At 67.2% G+C, this 15,576-nt stretch carries 16 protein-coding genes; 12 read left to right on the forward strand and 4 right to left on the reverse strand.

From position 1 onward, the window contains the following. Positions 1 to 263: 263 nt before the first annotated feature. Positions 264 to 1,532 carry a spinster family MFS transporter gene (locus ABQE93_RS12895; protein WP_448407454.1) on the reverse strand — a complete coding sequence of 423 codons (1,269 nt, stop codon included), beginning with the start codon at positions 1,530 to 1,532 and terminating at the stop codon, positions 264 to 266. Between the two features lie 53 nt (positions 1,533 to 1,585). Here ABQE93_RS12895 and ABQE93_RS12900 point away from each other — a divergent pair, with 53 nt between their 5' ends. From ABQE93_RS12900 to ABQE93_RS12910, 3 genes are all read left to right on the forward strand, one after another. Next, a complete protein-coding gene (locus ABQE93_RS12900) occupies positions 1,586 to 1,951 on the forward strand; it encodes a hypothetical protein (RefSeq protein WP_448407452.1) in 366 nt (121 codons plus the stop codon). A 199-nt stretch (positions 1,952 to 2,150) separates the two neighbouring features. Further along, a complete protein-coding gene (locus ABQE93_RS12905; RefSeq protein ID WP_448407450.1) occupies positions 2,151 to 4,298 on the forward strand; it encodes a glycoside hydrolase family 183 protein in 2,148 nt (715 codons plus the stop codon). A gap of 4 nt (positions 4,299 to 4,302) precedes the next feature. Further along, positions 4,303 to 4,776 carry a hypothetical protein gene (locus tag ABQE93_RS12910; protein WP_448407449.1) on the forward strand — a complete coding sequence of 158 codons (474 nt, stop codon included), beginning with the start codon at positions 4,303 to 4,305 and terminating at the stop codon, positions 4,774 to 4,776. Here ABQE93_RS12910 and ABQE93_RS12915 read toward each other — a convergent pair. Continuing rightward, entirely contained in the window at positions 4,773 to 5,426 is a 654-nt protein-coding gene (locus tag ABQE93_RS12915; protein WP_448407447.1) for a M15 family metallopeptidase, read from the reverse strand. The two genes, ABQE93_RS12910 and ABQE93_RS12915, sit on opposite strands and share 4 nt — an antisense overlap. Positions 5,427 to 5,517: 91 nt before the next feature. Between ABQE93_RS12915 and ABQE93_RS12920 the strand changes: the two genes are divergently transcribed. From ABQE93_RS12920 to ABQE93_RS12940, 5 genes are all read left to right on the forward strand, one after another. Next, positions 5,518 to 6,639, forward strand: coding sequence for an XdhC family protein (locus ABQE93_RS12920; protein ID WP_448407445.1), 1,122 nt, complete (start codon positions 5,518 to 5,520; stop codon positions 6,637 to 6,639). Positions 6,640 to 6,736: 97 nt separating this feature from the next. Next, positions 6,737 to 9,067: a xanthine dehydrogenase family protein molybdopterin-binding subunit gene (locus ABQE93_RS12925; RefSeq protein ID WP_448407444.1), complete on the forward strand. Its 2,331-nt coding sequence runs from the start codon at positions 6,737 to 6,739 to the stop codon at positions 9,065 to 9,067. 8 nt (positions 9,068 to 9,075) lie between these two features. Continuing rightward, a complete protein-coding gene (locus tag ABQE93_RS12930; protein ID WP_448407443.1) occupies positions 9,076 to 9,780 on the forward strand; it encodes an SRPBCC family protein in 705 nt (234 codons plus the stop codon). Beyond that, positions 9,777 to 10,652: an FAD binding domain-containing protein gene (locus ABQE93_RS12935; protein ID WP_448407442.1), complete on the forward strand. Its 876-nt coding sequence runs from the start codon at positions 9,777 to 9,779 to the stop codon at positions 10,650 to 10,652. The genes ABQE93_RS12930 and ABQE93_RS12935 overlap by 4 nt, the downstream gene beginning before the upstream one ends. Beyond that, entirely contained in the window at positions 10,645 to 11,115 is a 471-nt protein-coding gene (locus ABQE93_RS12940; protein ID WP_448407441.1) for a (2Fe-2S)-binding protein, read from the forward strand. Before ABQE93_RS12935 ends, ABQE93_RS12940 begins: the two co-directional genes overlap by 8 nt. Here ABQE93_RS12940 and ABQE93_RS12945 read toward each other — a convergent pair. Together ABQE93_RS12945 and ABQE93_RS12950 are read right to left on the reverse strand one after the other, a co-directional pair. Then, the gene (locus ABQE93_RS12945; RefSeq protein ID WP_448407440.1) at positions 11,112 to 11,936 is read right to left on the reverse strand and encodes an SDR family oxidoreductase; all 825 of its coding nucleotides are present in this window, start codon (positions 11,934 to 11,936) and stop codon (positions 11,112 to 11,114) included. The genes ABQE93_RS12940 and ABQE93_RS12945 overlap by 4 nt on opposite strands. 46 nt (positions 11,937 to 11,982) lie before the next feature. Continuing rightward, entirely contained in the window at positions 11,983 to 12,918 is a 936-nt protein-coding gene (locus ABQE93_RS12950; RefSeq protein WP_448407438.1) for an enoyl-CoA hydratase, read from the reverse strand. A 207-nt stretch (positions 12,919 to 13,125) separates the two neighbouring features. On the opposite strand from ABQE93_RS12950, the gene ABQE93_RS12955 reads away from it, so the two are divergent. The 4 genes from ABQE93_RS12955 (at position 13,126) to ABQE93_RS12970 (ending at position 15,573) form a co-directional block, all read left to right on the forward strand. Further along, the gene (locus ABQE93_RS12955) at positions 13,126 to 13,473 is read left to right on the forward strand and encodes an intersectin-EH binding protein Ibp1 (RefSeq protein ID WP_448407436.1); all 348 of its coding nucleotides are present in this window, start codon (positions 13,126 to 13,128) and stop codon (positions 13,471 to 13,473) included. Between the two features lie 80 nt (positions 13,474 to 13,553). Then, the gene (locus tag ABQE93_RS12960) at positions 13,554 to 13,931 is read left to right on the forward strand and encodes a hypothetical protein (protein ID WP_448407435.1); all 378 of its coding nucleotides are present in this window, start codon (positions 13,554 to 13,556) and stop codon (positions 13,929 to 13,931) included. 34 nt (positions 13,932 to 13,965) lie between these two features. Continuing rightward, complete coding sequence (locus ABQE93_RS12965) at positions 13,966 to 14,130, forward strand: hypothetical protein (RefSeq protein ID WP_109747019.1); 165 nt, start codon at positions 13,966 to 13,968, stop codon at positions 14,128 to 14,130. Beyond that, complete coding sequence (locus tag ABQE93_RS12970) at positions 14,131 to 15,573, forward strand: alpha,alpha-trehalose-phosphate synthase (UDP-forming) (protein WP_448407433.1); 1,443 nt, start codon at positions 14,131 to 14,133, stop codon at positions 15,571 to 15,573. Positions 15,574 to 15,576: the final 3 nt, after the last annotated feature.

Raw genomic sequence — 15,576 nt, forward strand, 5'->3', positions numbered from 1 at the left:
GAGCAAATTCCCAGAGCCGAGGCTTAGAAGCGGCGTTCCGGCTTGTTCGAACTGTGAATTTCGATGAATTCCTCGTTCGCTGAACGTACAGAAGCATCCAATTACTGCGGCGAGTGAAAATTGCCATTTGTATGCAAAATGCTGCGGTCATCGGTTGTCTGCGCATCGGTGCAGCGCCCCGGATCGACCACAGCAAATGGTCGTCAGCGCCAGGTGCGCGGGCTGAGTCGCGCCACATGTCTCCAGGGGGCAACCCACTGCGGTCAGGTACTGGTTGCCAGTTCCGGTATATCGACAACGTCGCCCAGAAACCACCTGCTCGCCGCCGCGTAGAAGCCGATCGCGACGATCTGCGCCACCGGAACAATCAAAAGCGCCCGCCCCAAGGCCATCACACCCATGTCCGCGGTCAGCACATCGCTGATGACACCGGTCAGGAACGGGCCTGCGGACCCGATGATGGCGCCGAAGAAGAGGAATACCGCCGAGGCTGTCGCGCGCTGTTCGACGCGAACCAGCCGCTGAATCGCCGCGATCGACGGCGCCATATAGGCGGTGCCGACGACATAGCTCATCGCGATGAACAAGATGCACAGCGCTCGGTCCTGCACCAGGAACGCTAGCGCCGAAAAGGGCAGCAGCGCAGCGGTCATCACCCCCACCAGCCACAGCAACCAGCGGGGATCCTTGGCCGACAAGCGATCTGCTATCCGGCCGACAACCAGGAGGCCGACGATCCCCGTCAGACCGCTTGCAATCCCGTATTGCACACCGACCTCACCGAGCGACATGTCCCTGGTGCGGACCAGGTATGCCGGAGCGAATGCCGTCAGCGAATACCCTGCGAACGAAACGCACGCGCCGCCCGCGACGACCATCAGAAACGCGGGTTTTCTCAGCAGGTCCCACGGGCTGCCCGACGCCGCCTCGTCGTGCGCAGGCCGGTCGGGCATTTCCTGGCGGCGCCCCAACACCAGCAGCACCAACGGGGCGAAAAGCACGCTGATGACACCCATCACCACGAAAGTCGTTCGCCAGCCCAACGACTGGGCCAGCAGGCCGCCGCCGATCAGGCTGGCGGCGCTGGCGAACGGGATGGCCAGCGTGATGACGGCCAACGGCGCGGCGCGGCGTTCGGGCACGAAATTGCGTGCCACGTAGGCGTGCGCGGCCGGGGTGCTGCCGGCCTCGCCGATCGCGACGCCGACGCGGGTGAGCACGAGCTGGAAACCCGACTGCACGGCCCCGCCCAATACCGTCATCCCGCCCCACAGCGTCAGACACACCGAGACCACCAGACCGAAGGCGCCCCGGTCGGCGATCCGTGCGATGGCGATGCCGACAACGGCGTACACGACCAGAAACCCGAAGCCGTTGATGATCCCGATCATCGTGTCCGACAACGCCAGGTCCCGCTTGATCGGCTCGGCCAGCACCGCAGGCAGGAAGCGGTCCGCGTAGTTCAGCGTGCCGACGATCGCGAGCAGGGCGACCGCCGCCCATGCACGGCGCGGCTGGTGACGTTGCAGCATCCAGCGAGCGTCGCATGATTGGCCCACGGCCACACGTGGTGTAGAAGGAAGCAATGGCTGACGCAGCATTCTGGATTGCTTGGGGGATCCCCACGCCCGGACGCGAACCGCAGGCGCTCGCGCTGCTGCGGGACACCACGGGCTACCTCGACCGGCTGAGACAGGACGGCAAGATCGAACGTTTCGACATCGCGATCCTCAAACCGCAGAGCATCGAGTTGGGCGGTTTCATCCTGATCCAGGGCTCGGAGGCGCAAATCGACGCGCTGCGTCGCGACGACGACTTCCAGGTGTGGCTGAACCAGGCCCAACTTGTCGCCGACCGGGTGGGGATCGTGGACGCCTGGGTCAACGACGGGCTCACCGAAGCCACCGACCTCTACGAGCAGGCCCTGCGCGAGGCGGGCATCACCCCCTAGCGTCCAGCAACTTAGCTGCAAAAGCTCGACATCATTGCTCGGTGTTCTCGGCTGTGAGTAAAAGCCCATCAAGATCAGTGCCAGAGAGTCTCATGTGGTTTCTGAGACATTCGCCTCTTTTGCTGTGCTCATCTCCGAGGTTCGCTTTAATGCCCTTAGCGCAAACGCTCGGGGGAGAAGTAACTGGAGGACATGCACCATGGGAGCCGCAGCTCATATCGGCCGGGTCGGGGGACTGGCTGTCGCATTGGGAGTCGGTACGGCAATCGCCACCGGACACGGAGTGGCGTTGGCCGACGACGGCGCCGGCGCGACCGCAGCAACGTCGTCGGCTGAGAGCGCGTCGAGCCCCTCCGAGGCCAGCGAGACGTCGCAGAGCACCGAGGCGCCGTCGCGGACCGACTCGACAGACGATGAGACCTCAGACGAGACGTCCGACACGACGACGGGCGTCGTACAGGCCCAGACCAACACCGGCACGTCACCCGCCGCCGAGGACGAGGAGGCCGACGAGACCGACGAGGCTGACGAGGTCGAGGAGGCCGACGACGCAGGTGAGGTCGACGGGGACGAAGAGCCGCCCGCCACCTCCGAGACGCCAGACCCCGAGCCGACCGCCTCCGAGGATCCCGCGCCGACGTCTTCGTCGAACTCGCCGGACTCATCGGACTCATCGGACTCGTCGAAGTCGTCGAAGTCGAAGTCCGCCAGCGCGGCGCCGAGCACGTCGGCCAAAACACCGCCGGCCACGCCCACCACGGCAACCTCTGCCCGCACCGTTACGTCGCTCGACGACCCGGCGTCAGCGGTCCGGTACACCGAAGCGGTCGCCCAGTTCGTCGACGCGCGGGTGCTGGCCGCGGCCTCGCCGATGATGATGTCGCCGAAGGTGGCCGCGCAGTCGACCGACGTCACCGAGGTGGACGCGCCGGCACCGGCGGAGGATCTGCTCGCAACGGTGACGAACGTGGTCTCCAACGTGCTCAACTGGGCGCTGAACCCGCTCGCGGGCACCGCGCCGACGGCGCCGACCCAGCCGATGTTCATGTGGGGCCTGCTCGCGTTCGCGCGCCGCGAGTTCGAGAGCTTCCTCACCGGGTTGAGCGGTCAGTCTTCGGCCGAATCGGCCATCGCCGCCCTGCCCACCACCAGCCTTGCCCTGGCCGCCGCGGCAGCCAACCCGCGGCCGGGCTTTCCGCGGCCGGGTCAACAGCTCAGCGGGTCCACCAAGTTCATCGACTGGGTCACGGGTAACTACCCGACCAACAACACCGCCGACCGGTTCGGCGTGTGGGGCACCGATGTCGGCGTGATGTGGGACAACGGCATGGTCGACGACCCGTCGACCCCATACAACGAACACCAGGTCCTCATCGCGGTCGGCGACACGTTCAGCGGGCCCAACATGTCCGGGATATGGCGGCTCAACACGCTTTTCCGCAGTTCGGACTACGACCTTTCGGACGGCATGACGATTCCCGACGGGGAATGGTTTAACGGCAACATGTTCGGCGGTGCGCCGCTGTCGAACCCGACGTTCGCCAGGCAGATCATCCATCCCGCACCGGGGTTGCCCACCGGGGTGACGCTCATCCCGACCGCGGGTATCGCACTTCCGTCGGAAGGCACCCAGTTCGGCGTCACCCAGTACGTCAGCTTCATGTCGGTGTCCCAGTGGGGTTCGCCGGGCCAGTGGACCACGAACTACTCGGCGATCGCGTACTCGACCGACAACGGTGAGAACTGGACCGTCGCACCGACTTCGGTGCGCTACAACGACCCCTGGAGCGGTCACAAGAACTTTCAGCAGTCGGCGTTCGTGCGGGGCGACGACGGCTACGTCTACGTGTACGGCACGCCGAACGGTCGCCAGGGTGCCGCGCACCTCGCGCGCGTCCAAGAAAAGGACATCCTCAACCTCAACGAGTACGAGTACTACAACAAGGGCCAGAAGGGTTGGTTCTGGAGCACGCCGGCCGGCTGGTACAAGAACGACCCCGGCAAGGCCACCGCGGTGTTCGGGGTCGACAAGGGCGCCTGCGGAGTCGCCAAGGTCGGCAACCAGGTCAGCGAGATGTCGGTCCAGTACAACGAGCATCTCGGCAGGTACGTTGTGCTGCACGGCGACCAGTTCAACAACATCGTGATGCGCACGGCCGACCGCCCGGAGGGGACGTGGTCGAGTGCGAAAGTCCTGATGGGCCAGCAGAACGGCGGCATCTACGCGCCGATGATGCACCCCTGGTCGCCGTCGACGCAGGGTACCGGTTCGGAGCTGTACTGGAACCTGTCGCTGTGGTCGGAGTACAACGTGATGTTGATGAGCACCGACCTCGACAAGGTGTAATCCGATGCGTGGCAGCGTTATCGCACTGGTCGCGGCGGCGACCTTATTGGCCGCACCCGCCGTTGCATCCGCGGATCCCTCTGAGCCACACCCGAATACGCCGTGTCCTGGCGAGTTGGCCAACGTCGCCACCGTGCCTCAGGATGCCCGTATGCCGTTGACCTGCCATGGCGGGCAATGGCAGACCGTCACCACCCCGCAACCGCCCAACGACAGATGGTTGAGCTACGGGCCGCCGATAACGCTGCGCGGACAGGGTAAGCGCAACCCCCAAGTCGCTTCGGGAAGTTGGACGGGGACGCCGCAGCATCCGGACAGCCGGTGCCGCGCAGTGCTGTCGGATGTGGTCAGCGCGGGTGTGGTCGGACCCGCCCAGGAGGCCGAAGGCCTGCCCGGCCAACCACTTTCGATCACGGTGCCGCCGAGGATGTTCGAGGCCGCGCTCAGCGGTGAATGCCTGTGGGAGAAAACGGACTAGTTCACCGGCACGTCGAGGACCGGATGGTTGGCATGGGCGTCGGGGGCGTCGAAGTGCCACCACTCACCCGAATACACCGAGAGCCCACCGATCTTCATCGCCTCACGTAGCCGCGCCCGGTTCTGTTGCGCGGCGGCGCTGACGCCCTCGGTCGCATACGCGTTGGCGCGCGGTACGAACTCGTCGAAGCCGGTACCCATGTCCAGGAACGCGCCGTCGCGCGCCAACGTGACGTCGACCGACAAACCGGCCTCGTGGCTGCGAGCGTAGGGTCCCGGCCGCGCCACCCAGCCCGGATCCGCGACCACGTCATACATCCGCTTCTGTACCTCGCGCGGGCGGTAGCAGTCCCAGAACACCAGCACGTCGGGCCGCAGCGCCTCGGCCGCCGCGGCAAGGCCCGCGGCGATCGACCGATGCACCAGGCATCGCGCGTCGGACGGATAGAGCTGTTGGCCGACGAAGTTGTTCGGCGTCGCGTAGCGCAGGTCGATCACGGCGTCCGGCACGCCCGTGCGCACATCGACCAGACCGGCCGCCTGGGCCGCGTCGGACACCGGCGGCACCGGCTGCTGGGGTGACGCGGCGGCCACCGCAGGCGCCGCGCACATCGAACCCGCCGCGATCAGAGCCGCCACGAACTGTCGCATCTGTGCCCTCGATCCCGTCTTGTCGCGGCAACCACCTTAGCGCGCTGTGCATTTGCACAGCGGACGCGCGTATCCGGGGCATACTCATAGCGTGCGTGACGTACTCGACCAACTGCTCTCGGTCTGGAAGGCCGGCGGCACCGCCGGGGTCGCCACCGTCGTGCGCACCATCCGGTCGGCACCGCGTCCGCCCGGCGCCACGATGGTCGTCTCCCCCGACGGCACGGTCGCGGGTTCGGTGTCCGGCGGCTGCGTCGAGTCCGCGGTGTACGAACTGGCCAACGAGGTCGTGGCCTCGGGACGTCCGGAACTGCAGCGCTACGGCTTCAGCGACGACGACGCGTTCGCCGTGGGCCTCACCTGCGGCGGCATCATCGACATCTTCGCCGAACCGATGTCGCGCGACAATTTCCCACAGTTACAGGCGATCGCCGACGACATCGCCGCGCACCGCCCGACCGCCATCGCGACGGTCATCGCTCACCCCGACCCGCACGTCCTCGGGCGCAGGCTGGTCATCTCGTCGGACTCGGCCGACGGTTCGCTGGGCTCGGCGCGCGCCGACGCCGCCGTCACCGACGACGCGCGCGGACTGCTCGCCGCAGGACGGACCGCGGTGCTGTCCTACGGCCCCGACGGACAACGCCAGGAGTCCGGGATGGAGGTGTTCGTCGCCAGCCACGCCCCGCGGCCACGGATGCTGATCTTCGGGGCGATCGACTTCGCCAGCGCGCTCGCCGCGCAGGCCGCGCTGCTCGGCTACCGCGTGACCGTGTGCGACGCGCGTCCGGTGTTCGCGACGCCTGCCCGATTCCCCGCCGCCGACGAGGTGATCGTCAAATGGCCCGACAAGTACCTGGCCGAGCAGGCCGAACAGGGCGCGATCGACGCGCGCACGGCGATCTGTGTGCTCACCCACGACCCGAAGTTCGACGTCCCGGTGCTGCAGGTCGCGCTGCGGCTACCCGAGGTCGGCTACATCGGCGTGATGGGTTCACGGCGCACCCACGACGACCGGACGGAAAGGTTGCGCGAAGTCGGGGTGACCGACGCCGAACTGGACCGGTTGGCCAGTCCGATCGGGCTCGACCTGGGCGCACGCACGCCCGAGGAGACCGCGGTGTCGATCGCCGCGGAGATCATCGCCCAGCGGTGGGGCGGCGGCGGGCGCCCGCTGACGGAGACGACGGGTCGCATCCACCACGACGGATGAGACAGATCATCCGATAATGTCGTTCTCGTCTTTCGGCATTTTATTTACCGCAGTAGGATAACGAGACTCTTCAAGCCGTCGGATTGGAGCGATAGCCGTGGCTTCCCCCGCAGGAGGAACCGTCGCAACCCGCTATGCGGGCACCCGCCTCGCCCGTGTCGAGGACAATCGACTTCTCACTGGTCACGGCACATTTGTCGACGATGTGATCCGACCGGGCATGCTGCACGCGTGCTTCGTGCGCAGTCCGTTCGCCCGGGCGCGCATCAAGGGCATCGACGCGTCCGCGGCGCTGGCCATGCCCGGTGTGCATGCGGTGTTCACCGCCGCCGACCTCAACCCCGACGTCAAAGAGGCCTGGCACGCGGTGGCGGGCAAGGACATGCCCGACACCCCGCGCCCGCCGCTCGCCGAGGGGGAAGCGAAGTTCGTCGGTGACCCCGTCGCGCTCGTCGTCGCCGACAGCCGGTACCTCGCCGAGGACGCCGTCGAACTGGTCGACGTCGACTACGAACCGCTGCCCGCGGTCGCGGACTTCCGCAAAGCTGTCGGCTCCGACGTGATCGTGCACGAGGCCTACCCCGACAACGTCGCCGGCGGGATGGGCGGTGCGCCGCCGGACGAGGAGGTCTTCGCCAACGCCGCGTACGTTGCCGAGGCCGACATCTATCAGCAGATCCACGCGCCGGTGCCGATCGAGACGCGCGGCCTGGTCGTGGAATGGGCGCCGTCCACCGGCGAGTTGACGATGTGGGCCTCCACGCAGACGCCGCACGAACTGCGGGCCTTCTGCGCCCGGTTGCTCGGCATTCCCGCGCAGGACGTCCGGGTCATCATGCGCGACACCGGCGGCGCCTTCGGGCAAAAGGTCGTCCCGATGCGCGAAGACATGTGCATCATGTTGGCCGCACGCAAATTCTCCACCGCGCTGAAATGGATCGAGGACCGGCGCGAGAACCTGATGTCGGCCGGGCAGGCCCGCCACGTCGACGGCAAGGCGCGCATGGCGTTCGACGAGGACGGCACGATCCTGGCCGCCGACATCGACTTCACCTACGACGTCGGCGCCTACCCCACCCCGTATCCGGTGCTGACCACTGCCGCCGTCGGGATGTTCTTCCCCGGCCCGTACCGCGTGCCCAAGGCCAGCTTCAACTACAAGACGGTGTTCTCCAACACCGCGGGCCTGCACGCCTACCGCGGCCCGTGGCAGTACGAAACCCTGGCGCGGGAAATCCTTTTCGACATCGCCGCACGCCAGATGGACATGGACCCGGTCGAGCTGCGGCGGCGCAACATCCTTCGCGGCGACGAGATGCCCTACGTCAACCCCAACGGCATGCCCTACGACCACGTCGCGCCGGCCGATACGTTCGAGCAGGCCGTGAAAATCCTTGACCACGAAGGCTTCCGCAAGGAGCAGGCCGACGCGTTGGCCGAAGGCCGCTACATCGGCCTTGGCTTCTCGGCCTACATCGAGCCGACGGGTGCGGCGACCGGTCACCTGGCCACCGAGGGCGCCACCATCCGGATGGAGCCGACCGGAAAGATCAACGTCTACGTCAACGGCGGCTCGACGGGTAACAGCCTGGAGACGACCGTCGTTCAGCTGACGGCCGACGCGCTCGGTGCCGACATCAACGACGTGTCCACGATCCAGGGCGATACCGCGATCACCCCGTACGGCGCCGGCACCCAGGGCAGCCGCAGCGCGCCGATGACGGCAGGCGCCGTCAACGAGGCGGGCGCGATGTTGCGCGGCCAGATCCTCGCCATGGCCGCGCCGCGTCTCGAGGTCGACGAAGCCGACATCGAACTCGTCGGCTCGCGTGCGGTCGTACGCGACGACCCCGACAAGTGCGTCAGTTTCGCCGATCTGGCGTACCGCGCCTACTACGAGCCCCAGCAGTTGCCGCCGGGGGTGTCCGCCTCGCTGGAGGCGACCGCGCGGTTCACCTCGGAGGCGCCCATCCACTGGGCCAACGCCACCCACGTCTGCAACTGCGAGGTCGACGTGCAGACGGGACGGGTCACGTTGACGCGCTACATCGTCAGCGAGGACGTCGGCCCGATGATCAACCCCAACGTCGTCGAGGGCCAGATCGCCGGCGGCACGGTGCAGGGCATCGGCGGTGCGCTGCTGGAGGACATGGTCTACGACGACGACGGAAACCCGTTGTCGTCGACGTTCGTCGACTACCTGCTGCCGACGGCCACCGAGGTGCCGGTCATCGAGTACGGCCACGTCGAGATTCCCGGCCCTGGCGTCGGCGGATACAAGGGCTGCGGTGAGGGCGGCGCGATCGGGTCGACGCCCGCGGTGATCAACGCGATCAACGACGCGCTGGCACCGCTGGGTGTGACGCTGACCAAACTGCCCGCCAGCCCCGCAGCGATCGTCGACCTCATCGAACAAGCCACAAAGTAAGGGAGAGAATGGAACTGAACAACGAGTTCCGCGTCGCGGTGCCCGCCGCTAAGACGTGGGAGTTCCTCACCGACGTCGAGCGGGTCGCACCGTGTCTGCCCGGTGCCACCCTGCTGTCCATCGACGGCGACGAGTTCACCGGCAAGGTCAAGGTGAAGGTCGGCCCGATCACCGTGTCGTATCAGGGCGAAGCGGCGTTCGTGGAGAAGGACGCCGCAGCGCAGCGGATGGTGCTGAAGGCCAACGGTAAGGAGACCAGGGGCAATGGCAACGTCGCGGCCGTCGTCACCGCGCAGCTCAAAAACGAGGGCTCCGGCACCCAACCTGCGACCACCGTGCTCATCAACACCGACCTGACCATCTCCGGTAAGGCCGCGCAGTTCGGGCGGGGCGTACTCGCCGATGTGGCGGGCCACCTGATCGCACAGTTCGCCAACAGCCTGGAGACCGAGCTGCTCGGCGGCGCCGCCCCCGTGGCCGCCGCCGAATCATCGGCTCCCACAACGGATACCGCATCAGGTGCCGAGCAGGGCGACGTCATCGACTCCCTGGCGCTGGTGAAGGCCGTGGCACCGGCGATGGCCAAGCGTTACGCCCCGGCGGCCGGCGCGCTCGCGGCGGGTGTGCTGATCGGGTTCCTCGTCGGCCGCAGGCGCAAACGCGCCAGCGCCACCGATGATCTGCAGGCCCTGTTGGCCCGGCTGGTCTCATGAAGCCCGCCCCGTTCGCCTACCACCGGGCCGAATCGGTGAAGGATGCGGTGGAGATGCTCGCCGAGTACGGCGACGACGCCAAGGTGCTCGCCGGCGGGCAGAGCCTGGTGCCGATGCTGGCGATGCGACTCACCCACTTCGAGAACCTCGTCGACATCTCCCGTATCGAGGAGTTGCGCGGCATTGATCTGGTGGACGGCGCGGTACGTATCGCCGCCGGGACCCCGCACTCCTATGTCGGCATGGATGACGAAGTGGCCGAATCGGTTCCGCTGTTGACGTTGGCCACACCGCATATCGGCCACTTTCAGATCCGCACGAGGGGCACGCTTGGCGGTGCGATCGCGCACGCGGATCCCGCGGCCGAGTACGCGGCGGTGGCGCTGGCGCTCGACGCCCGGATGGACGCGGTGTCCACACACGGATCCCGCGAGATCGCCGCACAGGATTTCTTCACCGGGCTGTGGGAGACCTCGCTGCAACCCGCGGAGATTCTGACCGCCGTGCACTTCCCGGTGTGGGGCGCTCGCTCGGGTTTCGCGATGGAGGAGTTCGTGCGCCGCCACGGCGACTTCGCGATCGCGGGTGCGGCCGTCGCGGTCGAACTCGACGACGACAACCGGGTGATCCGCTGCGGCATAGGCCTTTTAGGCCTCGGCTCCACACCGCTGCGCGGCACCCCGGCCGAAGAGGCGATCACCGGCCGACCGGTCAGCGATATCAGCGCCGACGAGATCGGCGAACTCGCCCTGTCGGGGATCGACGAGATTCCGTCCGACCTGCAGGGGTCGGCGGCCTACCGAGCCAGAATCGGCGCGGCGATGGTGGCGCGCGCCTGGTCCAAAGCCACTACGGAGGCAATCAATGCATGAGCTGCCCGTCGAAATGACGGTCAACGGACGCACGTACCGCGCCGTGGTGGAACCGCGCCTGACGCTCGCGGACTTCCTGCGCGAAAAGTGCGGCCTGACCGGGACGCATCTGGGCTGTGAGCACGGAGCGTGTGGTGCGTGCACGGTGCTGCTTGACGGTGACGCGGTGCGCGCGTGCCTGGTCTTCGCCGTGCAGGCCGAGGGCACCGAGGTGACGACGGTCGAGGGTATCGCGGGTCCCGACGGTGAACTGTCGCCGGTGCAGGCCGCCCTGCGGGATTGCCACGGGCTGCAATGCGGTTTCTGCACACCGGGATTCGTCACGAGCATCACGGCGCTGCTGCGCGAGAATCCCAAGCCCACCGACGAGGAGATCCGCGAAGGCCTGTCGGGTAACTTCTGTCGCTGCACCGGCTACCAGGGCATCGTCAACGCCGTACACCGCGCCGCGGAGATGAGCTAGGAGACGACGCCGCGCAGGCCATCGGCGCCGAAGACCGGCTCGAGCATCGCCGACATGTCCGGCCCGCGGCGCAGGCCGTGGCCGCCGTCGACGTTGATCACCTGCCCGGTGATCCATCCGGCCGCGTCGCTGAGCAAGAACACCGCCGCGTTGGCGATGTCCTCGACCTCACCGACCCGAGGCAGCGGCGTACATGAGGCATAGTCGGCGCTGATCTCCGGTGAACTCATGATCGGCTCCACCAATTCGGTGCGGATCAGCCCGGGCCGGATGCAGTTCACCCGCACCCATGACGGGCCGAGTTCGTCGGCCGCCAGCATCATCAGGTGGTCGACGGCGGACTTGCTCACGCCGTACGCGCCGAACCACCGGTGGGTGTTGCTGGCCGCGATCGACGAGATGCCGATGAACGACCCGCCGCCGCCGCGCACCATCTCACGCGCCGCGTGTTTGAGCATGTACATGCTGCCGTTGACGTTGAGGTCCACGGTGCGCCGCCACGCATCGGAGTCGATCTGGGTGATGGGACCGATGGTTTCGCTGCCGCCTGCGCAGTGCACGACACCGTTGAGCCGGCCCGTCCATGCCGCCGTGGCCGCTACGACGCGGGCCACTTCGTCCTCATTGGTGACGTCGGCGGGCTCGTAGCGCACTTCGGCGGCACCGCCGGCCGACAGTTCCTCGGCCGCCGCGGCCAGCCGATCTGGGCTGCGCCCGACCAGCATGGCGTTGCCCCCGGCGGCCAGCACCCCGGCGGCCACTCCCTTGCCGATTCCGCTACCCCCACCGGTGACCAGTACCGTTTGACCCGCCAATGACACCGCAGACTCCTTCGCAGATCTAACTAGAACGAGTTCTAGTTATACGTCACGGCTCGTCGCGGCGGGCGGGCTTCGGCGCACCCAGCGTGCGCCAGTCCGGAACATTGGGCGGCAGCCCGACCGGATAGCGGTTCTCGTTGTGCGCCGCCCAGTGGGCATGGCCGAGTTCGTGGATGTGAAAGGCATGCCGCAGAGCCTCGGTGAAACCCATCGCGTCGGCCGCGGCGTTGACCGAGTCCTTGACCAACAGCGCGGCCATGGTGGGACGCTCGGCGATGCGCCTGGCGAACGCCAGGGTCTTGTCCTCCAACTCGTCGCGCGGGAACACCTTCGACACCATGCCCAGCCGGTACGCTTCCTCGGCATCGATCGAATCACCGGTCAGCAGAAGCTCTTTGGCCTTACGCGCACCGAACTCCCATGGGTGGGCATAGTATTCGACGCCGGGCATACCCATCCGCACCGCCACCACGTCGCTGAACTTCGCGTCGTCGGCGGCGACGATCAGGTCGCAGGCCCACACCAACATCAGCCCGGCCGAGATCGCGTTGCCCTGCACCTGCGCGATCGTGATCTTGCGCAAATCGCGCCAGCGGCGGGTGTTTTCGAAGAAGAAGTGCCACTCCTGCAGGTACGTCCGCTCAGCGACTGCGGCCCTGGTGGCACCGAGCGCCTGAAACGTCGGATGCTGATCCGGCCCCGGCGTGCGCTCGAGCATCGCCTCTTCGGAACCCAGGTCATGGCCGGCGGAAAAGTTCTTGCCACGCGCGGCCAGGATCACCACCCGCACCTGATCATCGGCCTCTGCCCGGCCGAACGCCTCGTCGAGTTGGACCAACAGCGTGCGTGACTGGGCGTTCTGCGCATCGGGCCGGTTCAGCCAGATGCGGGCGATCTGGCCGTCGTCCACGGTTTCGTATGTGACCTGCTGGGACGCATCGTCGCCAGCGGATTGCGCACTTGTCAGATCAGGGCTCGCCACCACAGACACCTCACTCGATTTCGTTCGACACCGTGCACATTACGGTGCCTGCTCAGGGATTCCGTCGGCGGTCCCACAGCCGGGCTCCCCAGGCCCGCTACCCGCTTCCTCAGCGCTGTCCACTACGAAATCTGCTGTGGCGGAGGTGATCCGGGCGGGACCTGGCGAAGAACCACGCGAGCAAGCGCAGCTCACTAGAATCGCCACATGACTTCATCGTTGGCCGTCCGGCGGCAGCTCGTGATCGGCGCGTTCATCGTGGCGGCGGCCGCCGCGCCGGTGGTTGCAGCCCATTCCGCGCCGCAGCCGGACATTCCGCTGGCCGAGTGCTCGTCGGGGGAAGAATCCGACACCTTCACCACCACGTGCGTTCCGTTCATGGTGCCCACCTCGCCACCGCTGTTCACGACCACCGCGGCCAATCCGGATGTTCCTGAGATCGACGGCATCCCCTGCATCGGGCATAACGGGGGAGGGTGCATCGGATTGGCCGAGGACAAGGCGATGGAGGGCCCGCCCGCACAGCCGCGGGTGACCATCAGCTCGAGCCCCTAGCCGCCGAAGTTCTGCAGAAACCTCGTAGCTTCCATAGAATTTTGCCGACGACACGGTTGATCACCACAGAAAGCGTGACGATGGCAACCTTTCAGCTCTTAGCTCCACGACTGCTCCTTGCCGGTGGCTTTGCCGTCGCTGTTGCCGCCGCGCCGGTGATGGCCGTCGTTGCAGCGCCTTCTCCCACCGCCACCCCGACCGCCCAGGACTGCCCCTCAGGCGAAGAGGCCGACCAGTTCACCGGCGTGTGCGTCCCCCACACGGTGCCCAACGCCGGATCGCCGTTCACCACCACGGCGGCCAACCCCGACGTGCCCGAGGTGATGGGGATCCCGTGCATCGGCCACAACTCCGGGCAGTGCATCGGCCTGGCCGAAGAGCAAGAGGCGATGACGGTGACCGCGCCGCCGGACCCGGTGGTCGGCCACAGCCCGACGGTGACCGGCAATAGTCCCTGAGCAGGGGCGACGGTCCCGCAGCTAGAGTTGTCATATGGCTGCTAAATCTGATCACTCTGAGCTCGGCGACGTCGAGCCGCTCGCCGACAGCACCGCCCGCCAAGCGCGCCGTGTTGTCGCCGCGTACGCAACCGACGCCGACGAGTGCCGGGTCTTTTTGTCCATGCTCGGTATTGGACCCTCGAAGCTCGAGGCGTAAGTGAGTCCGCAGGCCGGCGCGGGGAACTCTGACTTCGTCGTGGTGGCCAACCGGTTGCCGATCGACATGGAACGGCTGCCCGACGGCAGCACCACGTGGAAGCGGAGCCCGGGCGGGCTGGTCACGGCCTTGGAGCCGTTGCTACGAAGCCGTCGGGGCGCGTGGATCGGCTGGCCCGGCGTGCCCGACGCCGACGAAGATCCGATCGAGCAGGACGATATGGTCCTGTACCCGGTCACGCTGTCGGCCTACGAGGTCGCCGAATACTACGAGGGCTTCTCCAACGCCACCCTGTGGCCGCTGTACCACGACGTCATCGTCAAGCCGATCTACCACCGCAAATGGTGGGACTCCTACGTCGAGGTGAACCGGCGCTTCGCCGAGGCCACCGCGAAGGCCGCGGCCCACGGCGCCACCGTGTGGGTTCAGGACTACCAGCTGCAGCTGGTACCGAAGATGCTGCGCACCCTGCGCCCCGATCTGATCATCGGCTTCTTCCTGCACATTCCCTTCCCGCCGATCGAGCTGTTCATGCAGCTGCCGTGGCGAAGCCAGATCGTCGACGGCCTGCTCGGCGCCGACCTGGTCGGCTTCCACCTGGCCGGCGGTGCACAGAACTTCCTGATCCTGGCCCGACGCCTGGCGGGCGCCAGCACGTCGCGCGGCTCGATCGGTGTGCGGGCACGCTTCGGTGAAGCCGAACTCGAGGACCGCGTGGTGCGGGTCGGCGCCTTCCCGATCTCGATCGACTCGGCCTCGCTGGACCAGCAGGCGCGCAGCAAGGCGATCCGCAAACGCGCCCGCGAAATCCGCGCCGAGCTGGGCAACCCGCGCAAAATCCTGCTGGGTGTCGACCGGCTGGACTACACCAAGGGCATCGACGTTCGACTGCGCGCTCTCGCCGAACTGCTCGCCGAGAACCGGGCCAGCCGTGAGGACACCGTGCTGGTGCAGCTGGCGACCCCCAGCCGCGAACGCGTCGAGAGCTACATCGAGATGCGCGAAGACATCGAACGCCAGGTCGGCCACATCAACGGTGAGTACGCCGAGGTCGGTCAACCGATCGTGCACTATGTGCACCGGCCGGTCCCCCGCGATGAGCTGATCGCGTTCTTCGTGGCCGCCGACGTCATGCTGGTGACCCCGCTGCGCGACGGCATGAACCTGGTCGCCAAGGAGTACGTCGCCTGCCGCAGCGATCTGGGCGGAGCGCTGGTGCTCAGCGAGTTCACCGGCGCCGCAGCCGAACTGCGCCAGGCCTACCTCGTCAACCCGCACCACCTCGAGGGCGTCAAGGACGCTATCGAGGAGGCGCTGACGCAGACGCCCGAGGAAGGACGACGGCGGATGCGGGCCCTGCGCCGCCAGGTGCTCGCCCACGACGTGGACCGCTGGGCGCGGTCGTTCCTCGACGCGCTCGCCGCCACGAACACCAAGGCGTAACGA

The sequence above is a fragment of the Mycolicibacterium sp. XJ662 genome (assembly GCF_053484035.1).

Bases quoted from the DNA above. Each gene is read 5' to 3' on its own strand.
- ABQE93_RS12895 (WP_448407454.1), bottom strand. From the start codon at position 1,532: ATGCTGCAACGTCACCAGCCGCGCCGTGCATGGGCGGCGGTCGCCCTG.
- ABQE93_RS12905 (WP_448407450.1), top strand. From the start codon at position 2,151: ATGGGAGCCGCAGCTCATATCGGCCGGGTCGGGGGACTGGCTGTCGCA.
- ABQE93_RS12935 (WP_448407442.1), top strand. From the start codon at position 9,777: ATGAAGCCCGCCCCGTTCGCCTACCACCGGGCCGAATCGGTGAAGGAT.
- ABQE93_RS12910 (WP_448407449.1), top strand. From the start codon at position 4,303: ATGCGTGGCAGCGTTATCGCACTGGTCGCGGCGGCGACCTTATTGGCC.
- ABQE93_RS12955 (WP_448407436.1), top strand. From the start codon at position 13,126: ATGACTTCATCGTTGGCCGTCCGGCGGCAGCTCGTGATCGGCGCGTTC.
- ABQE93_RS12940 (WP_448407441.1), top strand. From the start codon at position 10,645: ATGCATGAGCTGCCCGTCGAAATGACGGTCAACGGACGCACGTACCGC.
- ABQE93_RS12930 (WP_448407443.1), top strand. From the start codon at position 9,076: ATGGAACTGAACAACGAGTTCCGCGTCGCGGTGCCCGCCGCTAAGACG.
- ABQE93_RS12960 (WP_448407435.1), top strand. From the start codon at position 13,554: ATGGCAACCTTTCAGCTCTTAGCTCCACGACTGCTCCTTGCCGGTGGC.
- ABQE93_RS12915 (WP_448407447.1), bottom strand. From the start codon at position 5,426: ATGCGACAGTTCGTGGCGGCTCTGATCGCGGCGGGTTCGATGTGCGCG.
- ABQE93_RS12900 (WP_448407452.1), top strand. From the start codon at position 1,586: ATGGCTGACGCAGCATTCTGGATTGCTTGGGGGATCCCCACGCCCGGA.
- ABQE93_RS12965 (WP_109747019.1), top strand. From the start codon at position 13,966: ATGGCTGCTAAATCTGATCACTCTGAGCTCGGCGACGTCGAGCCGCTC.